We start from the raw sequence: 13,662 nt of genomic DNA, 5'->3' as shown, positions 1-13,662 counted from the left end.
GAGGGGGCGTGCCGGCCGCGTTCGAGGCACCGGTGCGGCGGGTGCGGAACCCGCCGGATGCTCAGTAGTTGTAGTAGCCGCCCTTGCCGGACACCGCCGGCTTGACGTCCGCCAGGTACACGCAGGCGATGCAGGCGCCGATGAGCTGGAAGATCCCGCCGCCGCCGCCGGAGAGCACCGAGAGCACGCAGACCAGGGTCGCGGCGGCGGTCATGCCCATCCAGAACGGCTTGGTGCGCTTGTTTTCGCGCTGGTAGTTGGCGGCCGGGTGCCGCACGGCGTCAATGAGCGCCAGCAGGGCCAGCACCGCGGCAACGATGCCAAGGGCGAACAGCAGATAGTACTCAAACAAGTGCGCGTAGACCATGGGGTTCAGCTTAGCCGCCAACGCCCAGCGCGGCGACGAGGTCGGCGTGCAAGTCCTCGATGTTTTCGATTCCGACACTCAGGCGCACCAGGTTCTCCGGGACCGTGTCCGGTTCCCCCTGGTGGCGCCGGCGCCGCTCGGCCAGCGACTCGACCCCGCCCAGCGAGGTTGCCGGGGTCCACAATTCCAGCCGTGCGAGCATGGCGTCGGCCGCGGCAGCGCCTCCTTCGACCTCGAGGCACAGGATCGCCCCGAACCCGTCAAGCTGCGCCGCGGCACGCTCGTGCCCGGGATCGGTCGGCAGCCCCGGGTAGCGCACCTTGGACACCGCCGGGTGGGAGGACAGGCGCACGGCCAGTTCCATCGCGTTGGCCTCGGCCCGGTCCAGGCGCAGGGCCATCGTGCGGATGCCGCGCAGCGTCAGCCAGGCCTCGAAGGGCCCGGGGATCGCCCCGTGCAGGGTCCGCATGGTGTGCAGGCGGGTGCGCAGCTCCGGGTTCCCGGTCACCACGGCGCCCAGGACCACGTCCGAGTGCCCGCCCATGTACTTGGTGGCCGAGTGCACCACCACGTCGGCGCCCTGCGCCAGCGGSCGCTGGCGCAGCGGGGTGGAGAAGGTGTTGTCAACCACGGACAGCACGCCCGCGGCGCGGGCGGCGGCCAGCAGCACCGGCAGGTCGGCGACCTCCAGCATCGGGTTGGTGGGCGATTCCAGCCAGGCCATGTCGGCCCCGGCGAAGGCGGCGATCGCGGCCTCGGTGTCGGCCAGGTCCACGTGGCGCACCGTGAGCCCCAGGGTCCCCTGCAGCTCGGCCACCAGGGAGAGCGAGCCGTTGTAGGCGTGGGCCGGGATCACGATGGTGCCGCCGACCGGCAGCAGCGAAAGCGCCGCGGCCACCGCGGCCATGCCCGAGGCGTAGGCCAGCGCCGGCAGCTCGCACCCCTCGAGGGTGGCGATGGTCTCCTCCAGCGGGTCCCAGGTCGGGTTGGTGAAGCGCCCGTAGACCTTCTCCCCGGCTCCCGGGGCCCCCAGCGAGTGGAAGGTCGAGGAAAGCACGATGGGCGGGTTCACGGGCTGGTCGATGGCGTGCGGCGGGCGTCCGGCGGACACCACGACGGTGTCCGGGGCCCACGGAGCGGAAGCGGGGCGAGTCATGTTTTTCAGGTTACTCCCTGGCCCGGCCCGCGCCCCAGATGGTGACGCGCGCCGACGCCCGCTCGATGAGCCGACAGGGGCTCGGTGCGGATAGGCTAGAAGGCGTGAGCAACGCGCAGCCAAACCCCGTCAACGCAGGCCGCTTCATCGTCTTCGAGGGCGGTGACGGTGCCGGAAAATCCACGCAGGCAGCCCTGCTGGTCCAGGACCTGCGCCAAAACGGGCACACCGTGCTGCACACCCGCGAGCCCGGCGGCACCCCGATCGGCGAGAAGCTGCGTTCCCTGGTCCTTGACCACGGGCAGGGCACCGTCGATGCACGCACCGAGGCCCTGATGTATGCCGCGGCCCGTGCCGCCCACGTCGAACAGGTCATCCGCCCCGCCCTGGCCGCGGGCACCATGGTCGTCTGCGACCGCTACGTCGACTCGTCGCTGGCCTACCAGGGCATCGGACGGGAGTTGGGCGAGGACGCGGTGCGCTCCATCAACGACTTCGCCACCGGCGGGCTGGTCCCGGACCTGACGGTGTTGCTGGACGTCACGCCGGCCGACGGCCGCTCCCGGCGCACCGTTGGCGCCGACGGACAGCCGGTGGCCGAGGACCGCCTCGAATCCGAACCCGACGAGTTCCATTCCCGCATCCGCGATGCCTTCGTGCACTTCGCTTCCCGCGAGCCGGGCCGCTACCTGGTCCTGGATGCCGCCACCGGGGTCCAGCCACTGGCCTCCTCCATCGCCGTCGCCGTCGCCGCGCTGCTCGAGCGGCCGGGGGCCTAACGTGGAGGTCTGGGACGATTTGCCGGGGCAGGACAAGGCCATCACCGCGCTGCGCCGCGCGGTCGCCGAGGGCAACCCGGCGCACGCGTGGCTGTTCACCGGTCCCCCGGGCTCGGGGCGCTCGAACGCGGCCCGCGCCTTTGCCGCGGCCCTGCAATGCCTGGTGCCCGATCCGGCACAGCGCGGCTGCGGGCAATGCAAGGCCTGCGTGACCGTGCTGGCCGGAACCCACCCCGATGTCGCGCTGATCGCCACCGAGAAGGTCAACTACCAGATCGAGGACGTCCGGACACTGATCACCAAGGCCCAGGACCGGCCCTCCACCGCACCCTGGCGGGTGATCATCGTGGAGGACGCGGACCGGATGACCGAGCGCACCACCAACGTGCTGCTCAAGTCCATCGAGGAGCCGCCCCCGCACACCATCTGGATCCTCTGTGCCCCGTCCCCGGCCGACGTGCTGGTGACGATCCGCTCGCGCTGCCGCTCGGTCTCCCTGGCGGTGCCCACCCGCCAGGCCGTCGCCGAGCTGCTGGTGCGCCGCGACGGGCTCACCGCCGAACAGGCCGACTTCGCCGCCCGGGTGTCCCAGTCGCACATCGGCATTGCCCGCCGGCTGGCCCGCGACGAGGAGGCCCGCCGCCGCCGGGACCGGACCGTGCGCATGCCGCTGCGCATCCGCTCGGTCTCCGACGCCGTCATGGCCGCGGCCGAGCTGGTGGAACTGTCCACCGCAGAGGCCACCGCTTCGTCCACCGAACGTGCCGAGAGCGAAGCCGCGGCGCTGCGCACCGCCCTGGGCATGGACGCCGATTCGCCCATCCCGGCCCAGCAACGCGGCCAGTTCAAGGCCCTGGAGGAAAACGCCAAGCGCCGCGCCCGGCGCTCCACCCACGATGCGCTGGACCGCTCGCTGATCGACCTGACCACGTTCTTCCGCGACGTGCTGCTGCTGCAGCTCAACAGCGGCACCGAGCTGGTCAACGAGTACCTGAGCGAGAACCTGCACGCCTACGCCAACGCGTCGCGGCCCGAGGCCACGGTGGCGAAGATCGACGCGATCGCAGAGGCCCGCGCGCGCATCGGCGCCAACGTGGCCCCGTTGCTGGCCATGGAAGCCATGATGGTCGCGTTGCGCCCGGCCAAGTAGCGTCGTTTTCATCATTACCCGCCTTTCCCGCCCCGAGATCCCAGATCCGCCACCAAGGAGCCCGAAGCCCGCATGAGAGCACCCCGCCGCCTGTCCGTGATTGCCGTCCTGGGGTCGGTGGCCCTGCTGCTGGGCGCCTGCTCCACGGCCACCGTCGAGGCACCGGCACCGGCACCCGCGCCGGCCACCGCCCCGGCAGCCCAGCCTTCCGCCGGTGCGCCGGCGGACGCGGTCCCCGCCGGACTGGAGAAGTTCTACGCGCAGGAGCTGGACTGGAAGTCCTGCGGCGGGGTGCTGCAATGCACCGAACTGAGCGTTCCGATGGACTACGCGAACCCGGGCGGGGACACCATGACCCTGGCGCTGAACAAGCGCCCCGGCGCCAAGAACGCCGCAGGTTCCCTGCTGGTGAACCCCGGCGGGCCCGGCGCCTCCGGGCTCGAGATCGTCCGCGACGCGGTCCCCACGATGTTCGGACAAAAGCTGCAGCGCGGCTTCGATGTCATCGGCTTCGACCCGCGCGGGGTTGGCTCCTCCACCCCGGTGAAATGCGAGAACCCCGAGGAGCAGGACGCCAGCCGCGCGGAGCAATTCGACGCCACCACCGATGAGGGCCTGGCCGCCATGCGCAAGGCCAGCGCCGGGTATGCCGCGCTCTGCGCCGAGCGCACCGGAGAGGCCCTGGGCTTCGTGGACACCGTCTCCGCGGCCCGCGACATGGACGTGATGCGCGCGGCGCTCGGCGACAAGCAGCTGAACTACCTCGGCTACTCCTACGGCACCTCGCTGGGCGCCCACTACGCCCAGCTCTTCCCGCAGAACGTCGGGCGCCTGGTGCTGGACGGGGCCCTGGACCCCACGCTGGACAACAACGAAATCACCATGGGCCAGGCCGTCGGGTTCGAGCACGAGATCCGCGCCTACATGCAGGACTGCCTGGATTCCGGGGACTGCCCGTTCACCGGCGAGCTCGAGGACGCCCTGGACCAGCTGCGGGAGCTCTTCGATTCCGTCGAGGCCAACCCGATGGTCTCCAGCGACGGTCGCCGCGTCCCGATCATCGACTTCGTCAACGGCTTCATCATCCCGCTCTACGACAATTCCACCTGGCCCATGCTCACCGAGGGGCTGCGCAACGCAATTGCCGGGAACGTCGATGACATCTTGTACTTCGCCGACCTGAGCGCCGGGCGCGAATCGGACGGCAGCTACACCGGCAACGGCACCGCCGCCTTCACCTCCATCAACTGCCTCGACTACCCCACGGATGCCGGCATCCCGGCCATGCGCGCCGAGGCCGAAGCCCTGGTGGAGGCCGCCCCCACCATCGGAAAGTACCTGGCTTATGGCCCGGTGGGCTGCCAGGACTGGAAGTACCCGGCCACCGGCAAGCCCGGGGAGCTGACCGCCAAGGGCGCCGCCCCCATCGTGGTCATCGGCACCACCGGGGACCCCGCCACCCCATACGCCTGGAGCCAGTCGCTGGCCGAACAGCTCGAGTCCGCCTCGCTGGTCACCTTCGAGGGCCACGGGCACACCGCCTACGGCCGGTCCAACGGCTGCATCTCCGACGCCGTGGAATCCTATTTCCTTGACGGCACGGTTCCGGCCGACGGATTGCGCTGTTGAGCCGGGACCTGCGCCGGGCCGTTTTGACCGCTGCCGATAGACTCCTATAAAGTGTTCACTTGTGGTGCTTGCGCACCACGGTGCCTCCTTAGCTCAGTTGGTAGAGCGTTTCACTCGTAATGAAAAGGTCGCCAGTTCGATTCTGGCAGGGGGCTCGTTTTTTGGTTCGAGGGCCCGTCACCACCAGGTGACGGGCCCTCGTGCTTCCAACAACGATTCCCTATGGCTCGGTCCCGTGGATAAACGACCGAGCATGTTCCACGGCCTTCTTGAACGAGTCGTTGCGCAATTTGATTTCCTCCTCGTTGCGGGATTCGACGTAGTCGGTGACGCCCGGACGCAGGATCCAGATCCCACTCACGGGCGGCAGGTAGAGCACGGCGAAACAGCGGCGCCGCTCATCCACGGTCCACATCGGGACCACCGCCAGCGCTGCCCCGGTATCCGCGTTGACCCACTGGGCGCGAGGAACCGGCAGTTCGTGGATCTCGGGATCCAGGAACGGCGCCGTGCCCTTGCCCCATCGCGCCTCGAAACGCTCCAGGAACTCGGGTAGCAGCGGCGCATCATAGCGATGCCAGGCATTCAAGGCGCCCCCCTTTTCCGGGGCGGGACCCAAACAAGCGGCCCGGCCACCACATCCGGCTTGCCGACGCGCACTGCGTGCCGTCGCCGCACCGGCACCGAAGTCCGGTGGGTGGACTCCTGGTGTTCGCGGTCGTACGCCGATCGGGCGGCGGCGTTTCCCAGGACCGCATAGGCATCCATCACTGCCTGCAGCTGCAAGCGTTCCTGCAGGTCATGTTCTTCATTGTCCGGTCCCGCCCTGGTATCGGGGTGGTGCATACGCAATTGGGCGCGGTAGGCACGGGAAATCTCTGCGGCACTGGCCCGGGAATCCAGGCGAAGCACCGCGTAGGGATCGCGGAACTCCACTGCTATGCCTTTCAATTTTCCTGGCCCGGACCGGGCGGGGATGCCCGTTGGCGTCCCCGCCCGGCAGGCGTCTTCGGATTCCTTACGCGCTGATGGAAGGGCGGTCGGATTCCTTGCTGGTGATGGCGATCTTGCGTGCCTTCGCCTGTTCGGCAACAGGGATCCGCAAGGTCAATACGCCCGCGTCATAGCTGGCGTCGATGTTCGCCGTGTCAAGGTTCTCCCCCAGCACCAGCTGGCGGCTGAACACTCCCCGCGGACGCTCAGCGGCAAGGATTTCGAGGTTCTCTCCCAGTGCGCCGCGTTCGGCCTTCACGGTCACGACGTTGTTTTCAACATCCAGGTCGATCGAATCGGGGCTTACCCCCGGGAGATCGAACTCGACCTGGAACGTGTCGCCCTCACGCCAGGCGTCCATGCTCATGGCTGCCGGCCGGGTTGCGGTTCCCCATACCTGCTGGGCGAGCTTGTCGAGCTCACGGAACGGATCTGAGCGCATCAACATTGTTCTCTCCTTCACAGCTTTGACATCTGACGATCCCGCTGCCCCGCTTGGCTGCGGGTATTAATTTTTTAGCATCGCCACGCCACCGGCGCAACACTGAATTTCCTGGGAATCCGGTGAAATTCCGCACCGCACGCCGGCCGCCATTGCCCGTCTAGGCGAAGTCGCTGACGGCCGTGTAAAGCAGAGCCTTCGGATAGCAGGTGCGGGACGTACCGGTGGCAGCCGCGGGTGGATGCGATAGCGCTTTCGGCCGCAGCCGGTGAGGATGGCTTTCGCCCGCGACCTTGGAGTCGAGGTTGATGAAAGGAAACCGACCGATGCGCTCGGCACCCCGGCGGTGTTCAGCTCGGCCAAGGTGACGCCCACGAAGGCGGGCCTCTTCACGGCCCTGTGGCAACGCGACGAGAACGGCGTGACGAGGCCGTACTCGCTCTCCGACGAGGTCGAGAACTTCATCCTTGCGGCCAAGGATCTGCCCGACCACGGCATCCTGGCCTCGGGCGGCAAACCCGGGAAGCGCGGGTTTCGGCTCTACACCCCGTGGGACACCGGGTTGAACAGGAGCGCGAGCGCCACGTGGGCTTGGCAGCGCGCCTTCGTCACCATCGTGAACGGCTAGTCTTTTTCCATGGAAAGACTTTCGCTGGCCACCGCGAACCTGGAGCTTGTTCCTCCCGCACCCGATGATGCCGAGGCGTTTTTTACCGCCTGCCAGGATCCCGAGATCCAGAACTGGGTGCCGATCCCGGTGCCCTACTTGCGCGAGCACGCCCTGGAGTACGTCACCTCGCACACCGAGACGACCTGGGCCGAGGGCACCGAGCACACCTGGACAATCCGTTCGGCGGGCACCCTGGCCGGGGTCGTGGGCCTCTACCGGGTCGCCAACGGCTCCGCCGACCTGGGCTACTGGATGGCACCGGACTTCCGCGGCCGTGGCTTGCTGACCGAGGCCTGCAATGCCGTGCTGGACTTCGCCTTCGCGCCCGAGGGGCTCGGCCTGGCGCGGGTCGGCTGGAACGCGTACGCGGGGAACCTCGGTTCGGCCCGCGTCGCCCAGAAGCTGGGCTTCCGGTTCGAGGGCACCGCGCGCCTGGGAGCGGCGCTGCGCGGCCAATTGCGCGACGACTGGGCAGCCGGACTGCTCGCCGGCGACGACCGTTCAGCCACCCCTTGGGCCGTCCTGGACTGAGCCGGCTCCCTCTTCAACGACCGGTGGCCGTGGAATTCCGCAGGGAACTCCACGGCCACCGGCCATTGGACGTGCTCGGGCCCCGAAGGGGCCCGAATCATGGATCAGGCGAAGTCGCTGACGGCCGGGTCGGCGGCAATGCGGCCGGCGGCGCCCTTGTCCAGCGCGTTGATCGCGGCGATGTCTGCCTCGTCCAGCTTCACGCCCAGGGACGCGTGGTTTTCCACGATGCGCGAGGGGGTCACCGACTTCGGGATCACCACATTGCCCAGCGCCAGGTGCCAGGCGATGACGACCTGCGCGACGGTGGCGTTGTGCTTTTCGGCGATGGCAACCAGGGCCGGATCGGCCAACAGCTCGCTGCCCTGGCCCAGCGGCGACCACGACTGGTGCAGGATCCCCTTGGAGGCCTCGAACTCGCGCAGTTCGGTCTGCGGGAAGTACGGGTGGGTTTCGACCTGGTTGATCACCGGCAGCACCCCGGTGGCTTCCTCGAGCTCGGCGAGCGCCTCGACGGTGAAGTTGCAGACGCCGATGGATTTCACGCGTCCGGACTTCTGCAGCTCGATCATCGCCTTCCAGGTATCCACGTACTTGCCCTGCTTGGGCTGCAGCCAGTGGATCAGGTACAGGTCCAGGTATTCCAGGCCCAGGCGCTCCAGGGAGGCGTCGAAGGCGGCCAGGGTCGAGTCGTAGCCCTGGTCCGCGTTCCAGACCTTGGTGGTGATGAACATGTCCTCGCGAGGGACGTCGGTGGCGGCAATGGCGCGGCCGACACCCTCCTCGTTGTCGTAGATGCGGGCGGTGTCGATGTGGCGGTACCCGGCGGCGAAGGCCTGGACGACCACGTCGGCGGCCACGTCGTCCTCGACCTTCCACACCCCGTAGCCGAGCTGCGGAATGGTGTTGCCGTCATGGAATGAAAGTTCTGGGGATACAAGGTTGGTCATGTTTTCCATCCTGCCACCGTGCATTGACTGGAATTGGCGTCGGCGGGAATGATCAGCGCTGGGCGAAACAAGGAATTTCCTGGGTGCGTGTAACACTGCGCCCACCTGCGGACATAAGTGCAGTATGGAGGGAATGATGACACTACCGCGGCCGGCGCCAAGCGCCGAGGAACGTTTCGCCGCCGTGCATGCGGCCTGCCACGACACCGTGTACAGGTACCTGGCCCGGCGGATCCTTCCGGCGCACCTGGCCGAGGACCTGACCGGCGAGGTTTTCGTGATCGTCTGGGAGAAGGTGCTCGACGGCGCACACCCGCAGGTGCCCTACGTGGTGGCCATTGCCCGGAACCTGCTGCGCAACGCCTACCGGGTATCGGCGAAGGCCACGAAGCTGCGCACGGCCCTTTCCCTGGCGCACCAACGCCCCGCGGTGCAGAACCCTTTGGTGGCCCTGGGCCTGGCGGCCCTGAAAGAAACCGAGCGCGAGCTGCTGCTGCTCACCTACTGGGATTCGTTCACCTCCGAGGAGATCGCCGTGATCCTCGGGGCGAGCCCCGGCGCCGTCCGCGTGCGCCTGCACCGGGCACGCAAGTCCTTTGCGGCGGCCCTCGAATCGGAATCCACCCAGCACGGGCCCACTCGAAAGGCGGTACGGCCATGAACACCCTTCCAGTCCCCCCAGCCAACGACGAGCTTGATCCGTCGCTGGCAGCGCTGCTTCGTGGCTCCGACCCCTGCGGCGCGGAGCATGACAGTGCCCTGGCCCGCAGCCGCGCCCAGACCGCCGCCATCCCCGGCGGCGACTATGCGCCGGTGTTTTCCAAACGTCCCTCCCCAGTGGCACCGGGGACTGCGAGGGGCACCGCACTGGCACGGGAAACCGGACGGCACCCCCGGTCGAGGAACCTCCGGCGGGCGGTGGCCATCCTCGCGGTTGCCGCGGCCGGTGCGGTTGTAGCCGGGGTCGGGGTGCTTGGTCCGTGGGGGGATGCCCCGCAGCCTGCTGCTCCCCCGGCCGTGGCACCCACTCCCACACCCACTCCGTCGGAAAGCTACTTCAACCCGGACGACAACGCGAGGCTGAATGCCTTCTCGGAAGCCGGCGGCGTGCGCATCACCGGATGGTTGCGACCGGCGTTGCCCTCGGACGCGCCCGTGGCACGCAGCACCGGCTGGCTGCTGATGCCCTCCGCCGCCTTGGGCGAGGGCGAGGCGTTGTTCCAGGCCACCGATCCCTGGCTGCCGATCGCGCTGGATGCCTCCGACGCCGCCGCGCTGGGCGATCAGGCAGGGGAAGGGATGCTGGTGGTCGTGGCCAGCACCGATGCGAAGCCGGGCCTCATCACCCCGGTGCCGGGACCCTACGGCGTCTTGGTCTCGGATCCTGCGCGGCTCGCTGCCGACTCCGTGGGCGAGGCCAAGAGCCTGAAGACGCTTGACGGGACCTACCTGCAGCGCCCCGACGTCGAATACAACGGCACGGTGCTTGCCCAGTTCGCGACCTTCAAGATGATCTACGCCTACACCGGCAAACCGTCGGGCACCACCGAGCGATTCAAGGCCAAGGCCTTCCATTCCCACACCGATGCCCAGGCCCGTTCCTGCATCGCGGCCTCCACGCGCCAGGGAGTCAAGATCCTGTCGTTCCCCGAGGGGTCCACCGCGTCGGCGTCGATTGCAGAGTTCGCCGGACAGGAGAGCCCCGTGGCCGGGTACCCGTTGCGGATCATGCCGCGCGACGGGTGGCTCGGCGAGGGAGACGATTCGACGTTCATCTTGGACACCGGGGACACGCCCACTGCCGAATTCACGGGATTCCCCACCGCCACCAACGGAACCTGCGGGGAATACTCCGGGGAGGTCATCCAGTTCGAGGCACCGGCCAAATAGCCTAGTGTCCCGCGCCGGTAGTTCGTTGTAGAAGTCGCCCGAGTGATCCGAGGATGTGTGGACCGATCACGTTGTTGCGCCGGCAGGGAGTAGAGGGTGGCTGAGGCGCTACCTGTCGACGCGCGCGTCAAGCGGACAGTGCCAACAGGGCCGCGGTCGGCGTCCAGATGGCCCGCCCTGGCCAGGAGGGAGAGATGCCGTTCACGACTGCGCCGACGCCCATGAGGCCGGCGACCCCAGTGAGAAGTCGTCGGCGCAGTTGCACCGGCGTCCGCGTGCTCACCACAGCCCACGACAGTCCGGAATAGAGGAGTGTGGCACCGGCGCTGACGACTCGGAGGTGGTCCGGCAGTACTCCGGGATGCGCGCCCCCATAACTGGCGCGACCCCACGGGGCGCCTGTCGCGAGTGCCAGTTGGAAGAAGGCGAGCCCGCGCAGTCCRACAGCGGTGGCTCGACGTCCGACCGAGGGCACGTGTCGTTCTGCAGCTGTTCCATGCGATCGCAGCTCGTTCATGGGTTCATCATCTCAACACTCTCTATGGCCGCCGACCGTGCCTATGGCAGCGCCATCAGCTTTGGCCGTGTTGCTCTTCAACCTTGGATGCGGCCGGTCTCGTGAGCCCACATGGCCACCTCGACGCGGTTGCGGGCGCCGAGCTTGCGCATCAGGCTGGCCAGGTGGGTCTTGACGGTGCTGGGACTGATGTGGAGATCAGCGGCGATCTCGTTGTTGGTCTGGCCCCGGGCCACTTGGACGAGGACTTCCTCTTCGCGGTCGGTGGGCGGTTCGACCGGCTGGGCGGGAGCTCCGGTCGATGAGTCGGCGAAGGCTGCGAGCAGGCGGACGGTGACGCTGGGTGCGATCAGGGCTTCACCGTCGGCTGCAGCGTGGATTGCCTGGGTCAGTAGCGCGGGTCCGGCGTCCTTGAGCAGGAACCCGCGGGCACCGGCCTTGAGCGCCCCGTGGACGTACTCGTCGAGGTCGAACGTGGTGATCACCACGATCGGCATTGGGTCGGCGACGTCGGGGCCAGCGAGCTGACGGGTGGCTTCGATGCCGTCCATCAACGGCATACGGATGTCGAACAGGCACACGTCGGGGCGCAGTTGACGGGCCAGGCTCACTGCTTGGAGCCCATCGGCGGCGGCGCCGATCACCTCGATGTCGGGTTGGGCGTTCAGGAGCATCGTCAGGCCGGAGCGCACGATGGCCTGGTCGTCGGCGATGAGCACCCGAATGCTCATGCTGTGTCTCCGATGCGGGGCAGCATCGCCTCGACCCGCCAGCCGCGGGCGGCGGTCGGGCCGGCCTGGAACGTTCCGCCCAGCAGTGTGGCTCGTTCCCGCATACCGACCAGGCCGTAGCCACCCGTGGTGCCACCGGCCGTGCTGGGGTCCCCATCGTCGTCGACGGTCAGCCGCACCCGCTCGGTGTCACCGTCGACATGCACGGTGACCAGGGTCGCGTGTCGGGCGTGTCGTCGTGCGTTGGTGATCGATTCCTGGGCCAGGCGGTAGAGTGTGGCCCCGACCGCGGGGCTGAGATCGTCGAGCTCACCGGACAGCTCCACGTCGACCTGTGGCCCTCCCTCGGCTTGACCGGCGAGCCGCCCGAGGTCAGCTACGCCCGGGCGTGGCGCGAAGTCCGCCCCCTCGGAGGCGCGCAGGACACCGACCATGGTGCGCAACTCGGTCAGCGTTCGCGAGGCCGCGTCCTCGATGACAGCAAGGACCTCAGTGGCACGCTCGGGGTGCGACGTTGCGACGGCACGCCCGGCCTGGGCCTGGATGACGATGCCGGAGACGTGGTGGGCGACCGTGTCGTGGAGGTCACGCGCCAGCTGCTCGCGCTCCCGGGCCTTGGCCACGTCGATGTCGCGGATGCGCGTCTTCGCGTGGTAGCGGATTGCGGCGCCCAGGGCTGCGGCGAACAGGAAGAAGCTGTAACCGGCAACCTTCTCCGCAGGTGAGGTCGGGTCCACTACGAGGGTGACGGGCAGCCAGATGAGGATGATGCCGAGTCCGAGTGCAGCCTCGCGACCTGCCCCCCAGCGCAGGAGGGCGTAGGGCAGCACGAGCACCCCGGCGATGCTCTGCAGGCCGGTGGCATCGACGGCCACGATCCTCGCTATGTCGAAGGCAAGCAGGGCTCCGAAGGCGACGGCGACCGCGGCCAGCGGACTCGTGCGCCGCCACAGCAGGCACGCTGCCACCACGAGGCTGACGCTGACGACCAAGGGCGCCCAGGCTTTGTCCTCGCGCAGCAGCATCTCGACGAACGAGCCCGAGACGAGAACCGCCACGACAGCCCAGTCTCGCCACACCCGCCGCGGAGGGTTCGCCGGTCGAGTCTCGGCCCACAACGAGCGCAGCGCCTTCGTCACCATCTGTCCAGCATAGCGACAGCGCGGCAGCGGCGGATCAGCCGAAAGTACGAGACAGAGACCGTGCAATCGGCCAGGCGAACGCCGGCCTCCGGGCCGATGTGCCCGCCACCGGGCTCAGCGATAGTGGAACCACCGATCCTCACTACAACAACGGAGCCCACGATGAGAACACGTCAACCCACCACCACCACACTGGAAGACCAGCGGATCCCAGTGCAAGCCAAGCTCGCCGCAGCCTGGACCAGCTTCATGTTCTTCTACATCTACGTCGACTACTTCCACCTCTACAAGGCCGGCGTCATCGACGACATCCTCGCCGGCAACGTCTTTGTGTTCGACATCAGCGGGACATTGTTGACCATTTTCCTCGCGCTCGTAGGGATCCCGGCCCTGATGGTGATGCTCTCCATGACGTTGCCCGCCCGGGTGAACCGCGCCACGAACCTTGTCGTGGCGTCGCTCTACATCCCCGTCACGGTGTTCAACGCGTCAGGGGTGTCCTTGGACTGGGCCTCCTTCTACGGCCTCTCCATCGGACTCGAGGTGCTGCTCCTGGCCTTCATCCTGCGCTCCGCCTGGAGCTGGCCCCGCACCGCACCGTCGGCGACCATGCCGACCCGCCGTGAGGCCGATCGCGCCCAGCAGCAAGCGTGAACTCAAGAGCAGTCCCCGTCCCGTTCGGAGCCATCTGCCTCGGTGCCGCAGTGTGGGCCTC

At 68.3% G+C, this 13,662-nt stretch carries 16 protein-coding genes and 1 tRNA gene; 9 read left to right on the top strand and 8 right to left on the bottom strand.

Features of this window, described 5'->3' with window-relative positions; all coding sequences use genetic code 11:
* Positions 1-61: 61 nt before the first annotated feature.
* Positions 62-367: a DUF2516 family protein gene (locus BLJ79_RS11525; RefSeq protein WP_071214859.1), complete on the bottom strand. Its 306-nt coding sequence runs from the start codon at positions 365-367 to the stop codon at positions 62-64.
* A 10-nt stretch (positions 368-377) separates the two neighbouring features.
* Positions 378-1,523 (bottom strand): trans-sulfuration enzyme family protein, encoded by a 1,146-nt coding sequence (locus tag BLJ79_RS11520; RefSeq protein WP_071214858.1) that lies wholly within the window; start codon positions 1,521-1,523, stop codon positions 378-380.
* Positions 1,524-1,588: 65 nt separating this feature from the next.
* Here BLJ79_RS11520 and tmk point away from each other — a divergent pair, with 65 nt between their 5' ends.
* The 4 genes from tmk to BLJ79_RS11500 all read left to right on the top strand — a co-directional run bounded on the left by tmk (position 1,589) and on the right by BLJ79_RS11500 (position 5,236).
* Entirely contained in the window at positions 1,589-2,302 is a 714-nt protein-coding gene (gene tmk, locus BLJ79_RS11515; RefSeq protein ID WP_083411237.1) for a dTMP kinase, read from the top strand.
* 1 nt (position 2,303) lies between these two features.
* Entirely contained in the window at positions 2,304-3,452 is a 1,149-nt protein-coding gene (locus tag BLJ79_RS11510; protein ID WP_071214856.1) for a DNA polymerase III subunit delta', read from the top strand.
* A gap of 72 nt (positions 3,453-3,524) precedes the next feature.
* The gene (locus BLJ79_RS11505) at positions 3,525-5,081 is read left to right on the top strand and encodes an alpha/beta hydrolase (protein ID WP_071214855.1); all 1,557 of its coding nucleotides are present in this window, start codon (positions 3,525-3,527) and stop codon (positions 5,079-5,081) included.
* Between the two features lie 82 nt (positions 5,082-5,163).
* Positions 5,164-5,236, top strand: a tRNA-Thr gene (locus BLJ79_RS11500).
* A gap of 65 nt (positions 5,237-5,301) precedes the next feature.
* Here the strand turns inward: BLJ79_RS11500 and BLJ79_RS11495 are convergent.
* The 3 genes from BLJ79_RS11495 to BLJ79_RS11485 all read right to left on the bottom strand — a co-directional run bounded on the left by BLJ79_RS11495 (position 5,302) and on the right by BLJ79_RS11485 (position 6,522).
* Positions 5,302-5,670, bottom strand: a complete 369-nt coding sequence (locus BLJ79_RS11495) for a hypothetical protein (RefSeq protein ID WP_071214854.1) — start codon at positions 5,668-5,670, stop codon at positions 5,302-5,304.
* A complete protein-coding gene (locus BLJ79_RS11490) occupies positions 5,667-6,032 on the bottom strand; it encodes a J domain-containing protein (RefSeq protein ID WP_286135362.1) in 366 nt (121 codons plus the stop codon). The genes BLJ79_RS11495 and BLJ79_RS11490 overlap by 4 nt, the downstream gene beginning before the upstream one ends.
* A gap of 67 nt (positions 6,033-6,099) precedes the next feature.
* A complete protein-coding gene (locus BLJ79_RS11485; protein ID WP_071214852.1) occupies positions 6,100-6,522 on the bottom strand; it encodes an Hsp20/alpha crystallin family protein in 423 nt (140 codons plus the stop codon).
* A gap of 268 nt (positions 6,523-6,790) precedes the next feature.
* On the opposite strand from BLJ79_RS11485, the gene BLJ79_RS11480 reads away from it, so the two are divergent.
* Together BLJ79_RS11480 and BLJ79_RS11475 are read left to right on the top strand one after the other, a co-directional pair.
* Positions 6,791-7,144: a MepB family protein gene (locus BLJ79_RS11480; protein ID WP_071214851.1), complete on the top strand. Its 354-nt coding sequence runs from the start codon at positions 6,791-6,793 to the stop codon at positions 7,142-7,144.
* Between the two features lie 9 nt (positions 7,145-7,153).
* Positions 7,154-7,717, top strand: a complete 564-nt coding sequence (locus tag BLJ79_RS11475) for a GNAT family N-acetyltransferase (protein ID WP_071214850.1) — start codon at positions 7,154-7,156, stop codon at positions 7,715-7,717.
* A gap of 104 nt (positions 7,718-7,821) precedes the next feature.
* On the opposite strand, the gene BLJ79_RS11470 is transcribed toward BLJ79_RS11475, so the two are convergent.
* Positions 7,822-8,676: an aldo/keto reductase gene (locus BLJ79_RS11470; protein ID WP_502686098.1), complete on the bottom strand. Its 855-nt coding sequence runs from the start codon at positions 8,674-8,676 to the stop codon at positions 7,822-7,824.
* Between the two features lie 127 nt (positions 8,677-8,803).
* On the opposite strand from BLJ79_RS11470, the gene BLJ79_RS11465 reads away from it, so the two are divergent.
* Both BLJ79_RS11465 and BLJ79_RS11460 read left to right on the top strand, forming a co-directional pair.
* The gene (locus tag BLJ79_RS11465; protein WP_175475466.1) at positions 8,804-9,328 is read left to right on the top strand and encodes an RNA polymerase sigma factor; all 525 of its coding nucleotides are present in this window, start codon (positions 8,804-8,806) and stop codon (positions 9,326-9,328) included.
* Entirely contained in the window at positions 9,325-10,557 is a 1,233-nt protein-coding gene (locus tag BLJ79_RS11460; protein ID WP_071214847.1) for a hypothetical protein, read from the top strand. The genes BLJ79_RS11465 and BLJ79_RS11460 overlap by 4 nt, the downstream gene beginning before the upstream one ends.
* Positions 10,558-11,151: 594 nt before the next feature.
* On the opposite strand, the gene BLJ79_RS11455 is transcribed toward BLJ79_RS11460, so the two are convergent.
* Complete coding sequence (locus tag BLJ79_RS11455; RefSeq protein WP_071214846.1) at positions 11,152-11,805, bottom strand: response regulator; 654 nt, start codon at positions 11,803-11,805, stop codon at positions 11,152-11,154.
* The gene (locus BLJ79_RS11450; protein WP_071214845.1) at positions 11,802-12,947 is read right to left on the bottom strand and encodes a sensor histidine kinase; all 1,146 of its coding nucleotides are present in this window, start codon (positions 12,945-12,947) and stop codon (positions 11,802-11,804) included. The genes BLJ79_RS11455 and BLJ79_RS11450 overlap by 4 nt, the downstream gene beginning before the upstream one ends.
* A gap of 162 nt (positions 12,948-13,109) precedes the next feature.
* Between BLJ79_RS11450 and BLJ79_RS11445 the strand changes: the two genes are divergently transcribed.
* Positions 13,110-13,601 carry a DUF6326 family protein gene (locus BLJ79_RS11445; RefSeq protein WP_071214844.1) on the top strand — a complete coding sequence of 164 codons (492 nt, stop codon included), beginning with the start codon at positions 13,110-13,112 and terminating at the stop codon, positions 13,599-13,601.
* Positions 13,602-13,662: the final 61 nt, after the last annotated feature.

The organism is Arthrobacter sp. UCD-GKA (assembly GCF_001863355.1).
GTDB lineage: Bacteria > Actinomycetota > Actinomycetes > Actinomycetales > Micrococcaceae > Paeniglutamicibacter.
This window is presented reverse-complemented; position numbering and strand designations above follow the sequence as displayed.

Excerpts from the sequence above, each read along its gene's own strand:
- BLJ79_RS11460 (WP_071214847.1), top strand. The coding sequence starts at position 9,325 with ATGAACACCCTTCCAGTCCCCCCAGCCAACGACGAGCTTGATCCGTCG.
- BLJ79_RS11475 (WP_071214850.1), top strand. The coding sequence starts at position 7,154 with ATGGAAAGACTTTCGCTGGCCACCGCGAACCTGGAGCTTGTTCCTCCC.
- BLJ79_RS11455 (WP_071214846.1), bottom strand. The coding sequence starts at position 11,805 with ATGAGCATTCGGGTGCTCATCGCCGACGACCAGGCCATCGTGCGCTCC.
- BLJ79_RS11445 (WP_071214844.1), top strand. The coding sequence starts at position 13,110 with ATGAGAACACGTCAACCCACCACCACCACACTGGAAGACCAGCGGATC.
- BLJ79_RS11470 (WP_502686098.1), bottom strand. The coding sequence starts at position 8,676 with ATGGAAAACATGACCAACCTTGTATCCCCAGAACTTTCATTCCATGAC.
- BLJ79_RS11485 (WP_071214852.1), bottom strand. The coding sequence starts at position 6,522 with ATGTTGATGCGCTCAGATCCGTTCCGTGAGCTCGACAAGCTCGCCCAG.
- BLJ79_RS11505 (WP_071214855.1), top strand. The coding sequence starts at position 3,525 with ATGAGAGCACCCCGCCGCCTGTCCGTGATTGCCGTCCTGGGGTCGGTG.
- BLJ79_RS11450 (WP_071214845.1), bottom strand. The coding sequence starts at position 12,947 with ATGGTGACGAAGGCGCTGCGCTCGTTGTGGGCCGAGACTCGACCGGCG.
- tmk (WP_083411237.1), top strand. The coding sequence starts at position 1,589 with ATGAGCCGACAGGGGCTCGGTGCGGATAGGCTAGAAGGCGTGAGCAAC.
- BLJ79_RS11525 (WP_071214859.1), bottom strand. The coding sequence starts at position 367 with ATGGTCTACGCGCACTTGTTTGAGTACTATCTGCTGTTCGCCCTTGGC.
- BLJ79_RS11465 (WP_175475466.1), top strand. The coding sequence starts at position 8,804 with ATGACACTACCGCGGCCGGCGCCAAGCGCCGAGGAACGTTTCGCCGCC.
- BLJ79_RS11480 (WP_071214851.1), top strand. The coding sequence starts at position 6,791 with ATGGCTTTCGCCCGCGACCTTGGAGTCGAGGTTGATGAAAGGAAACCG.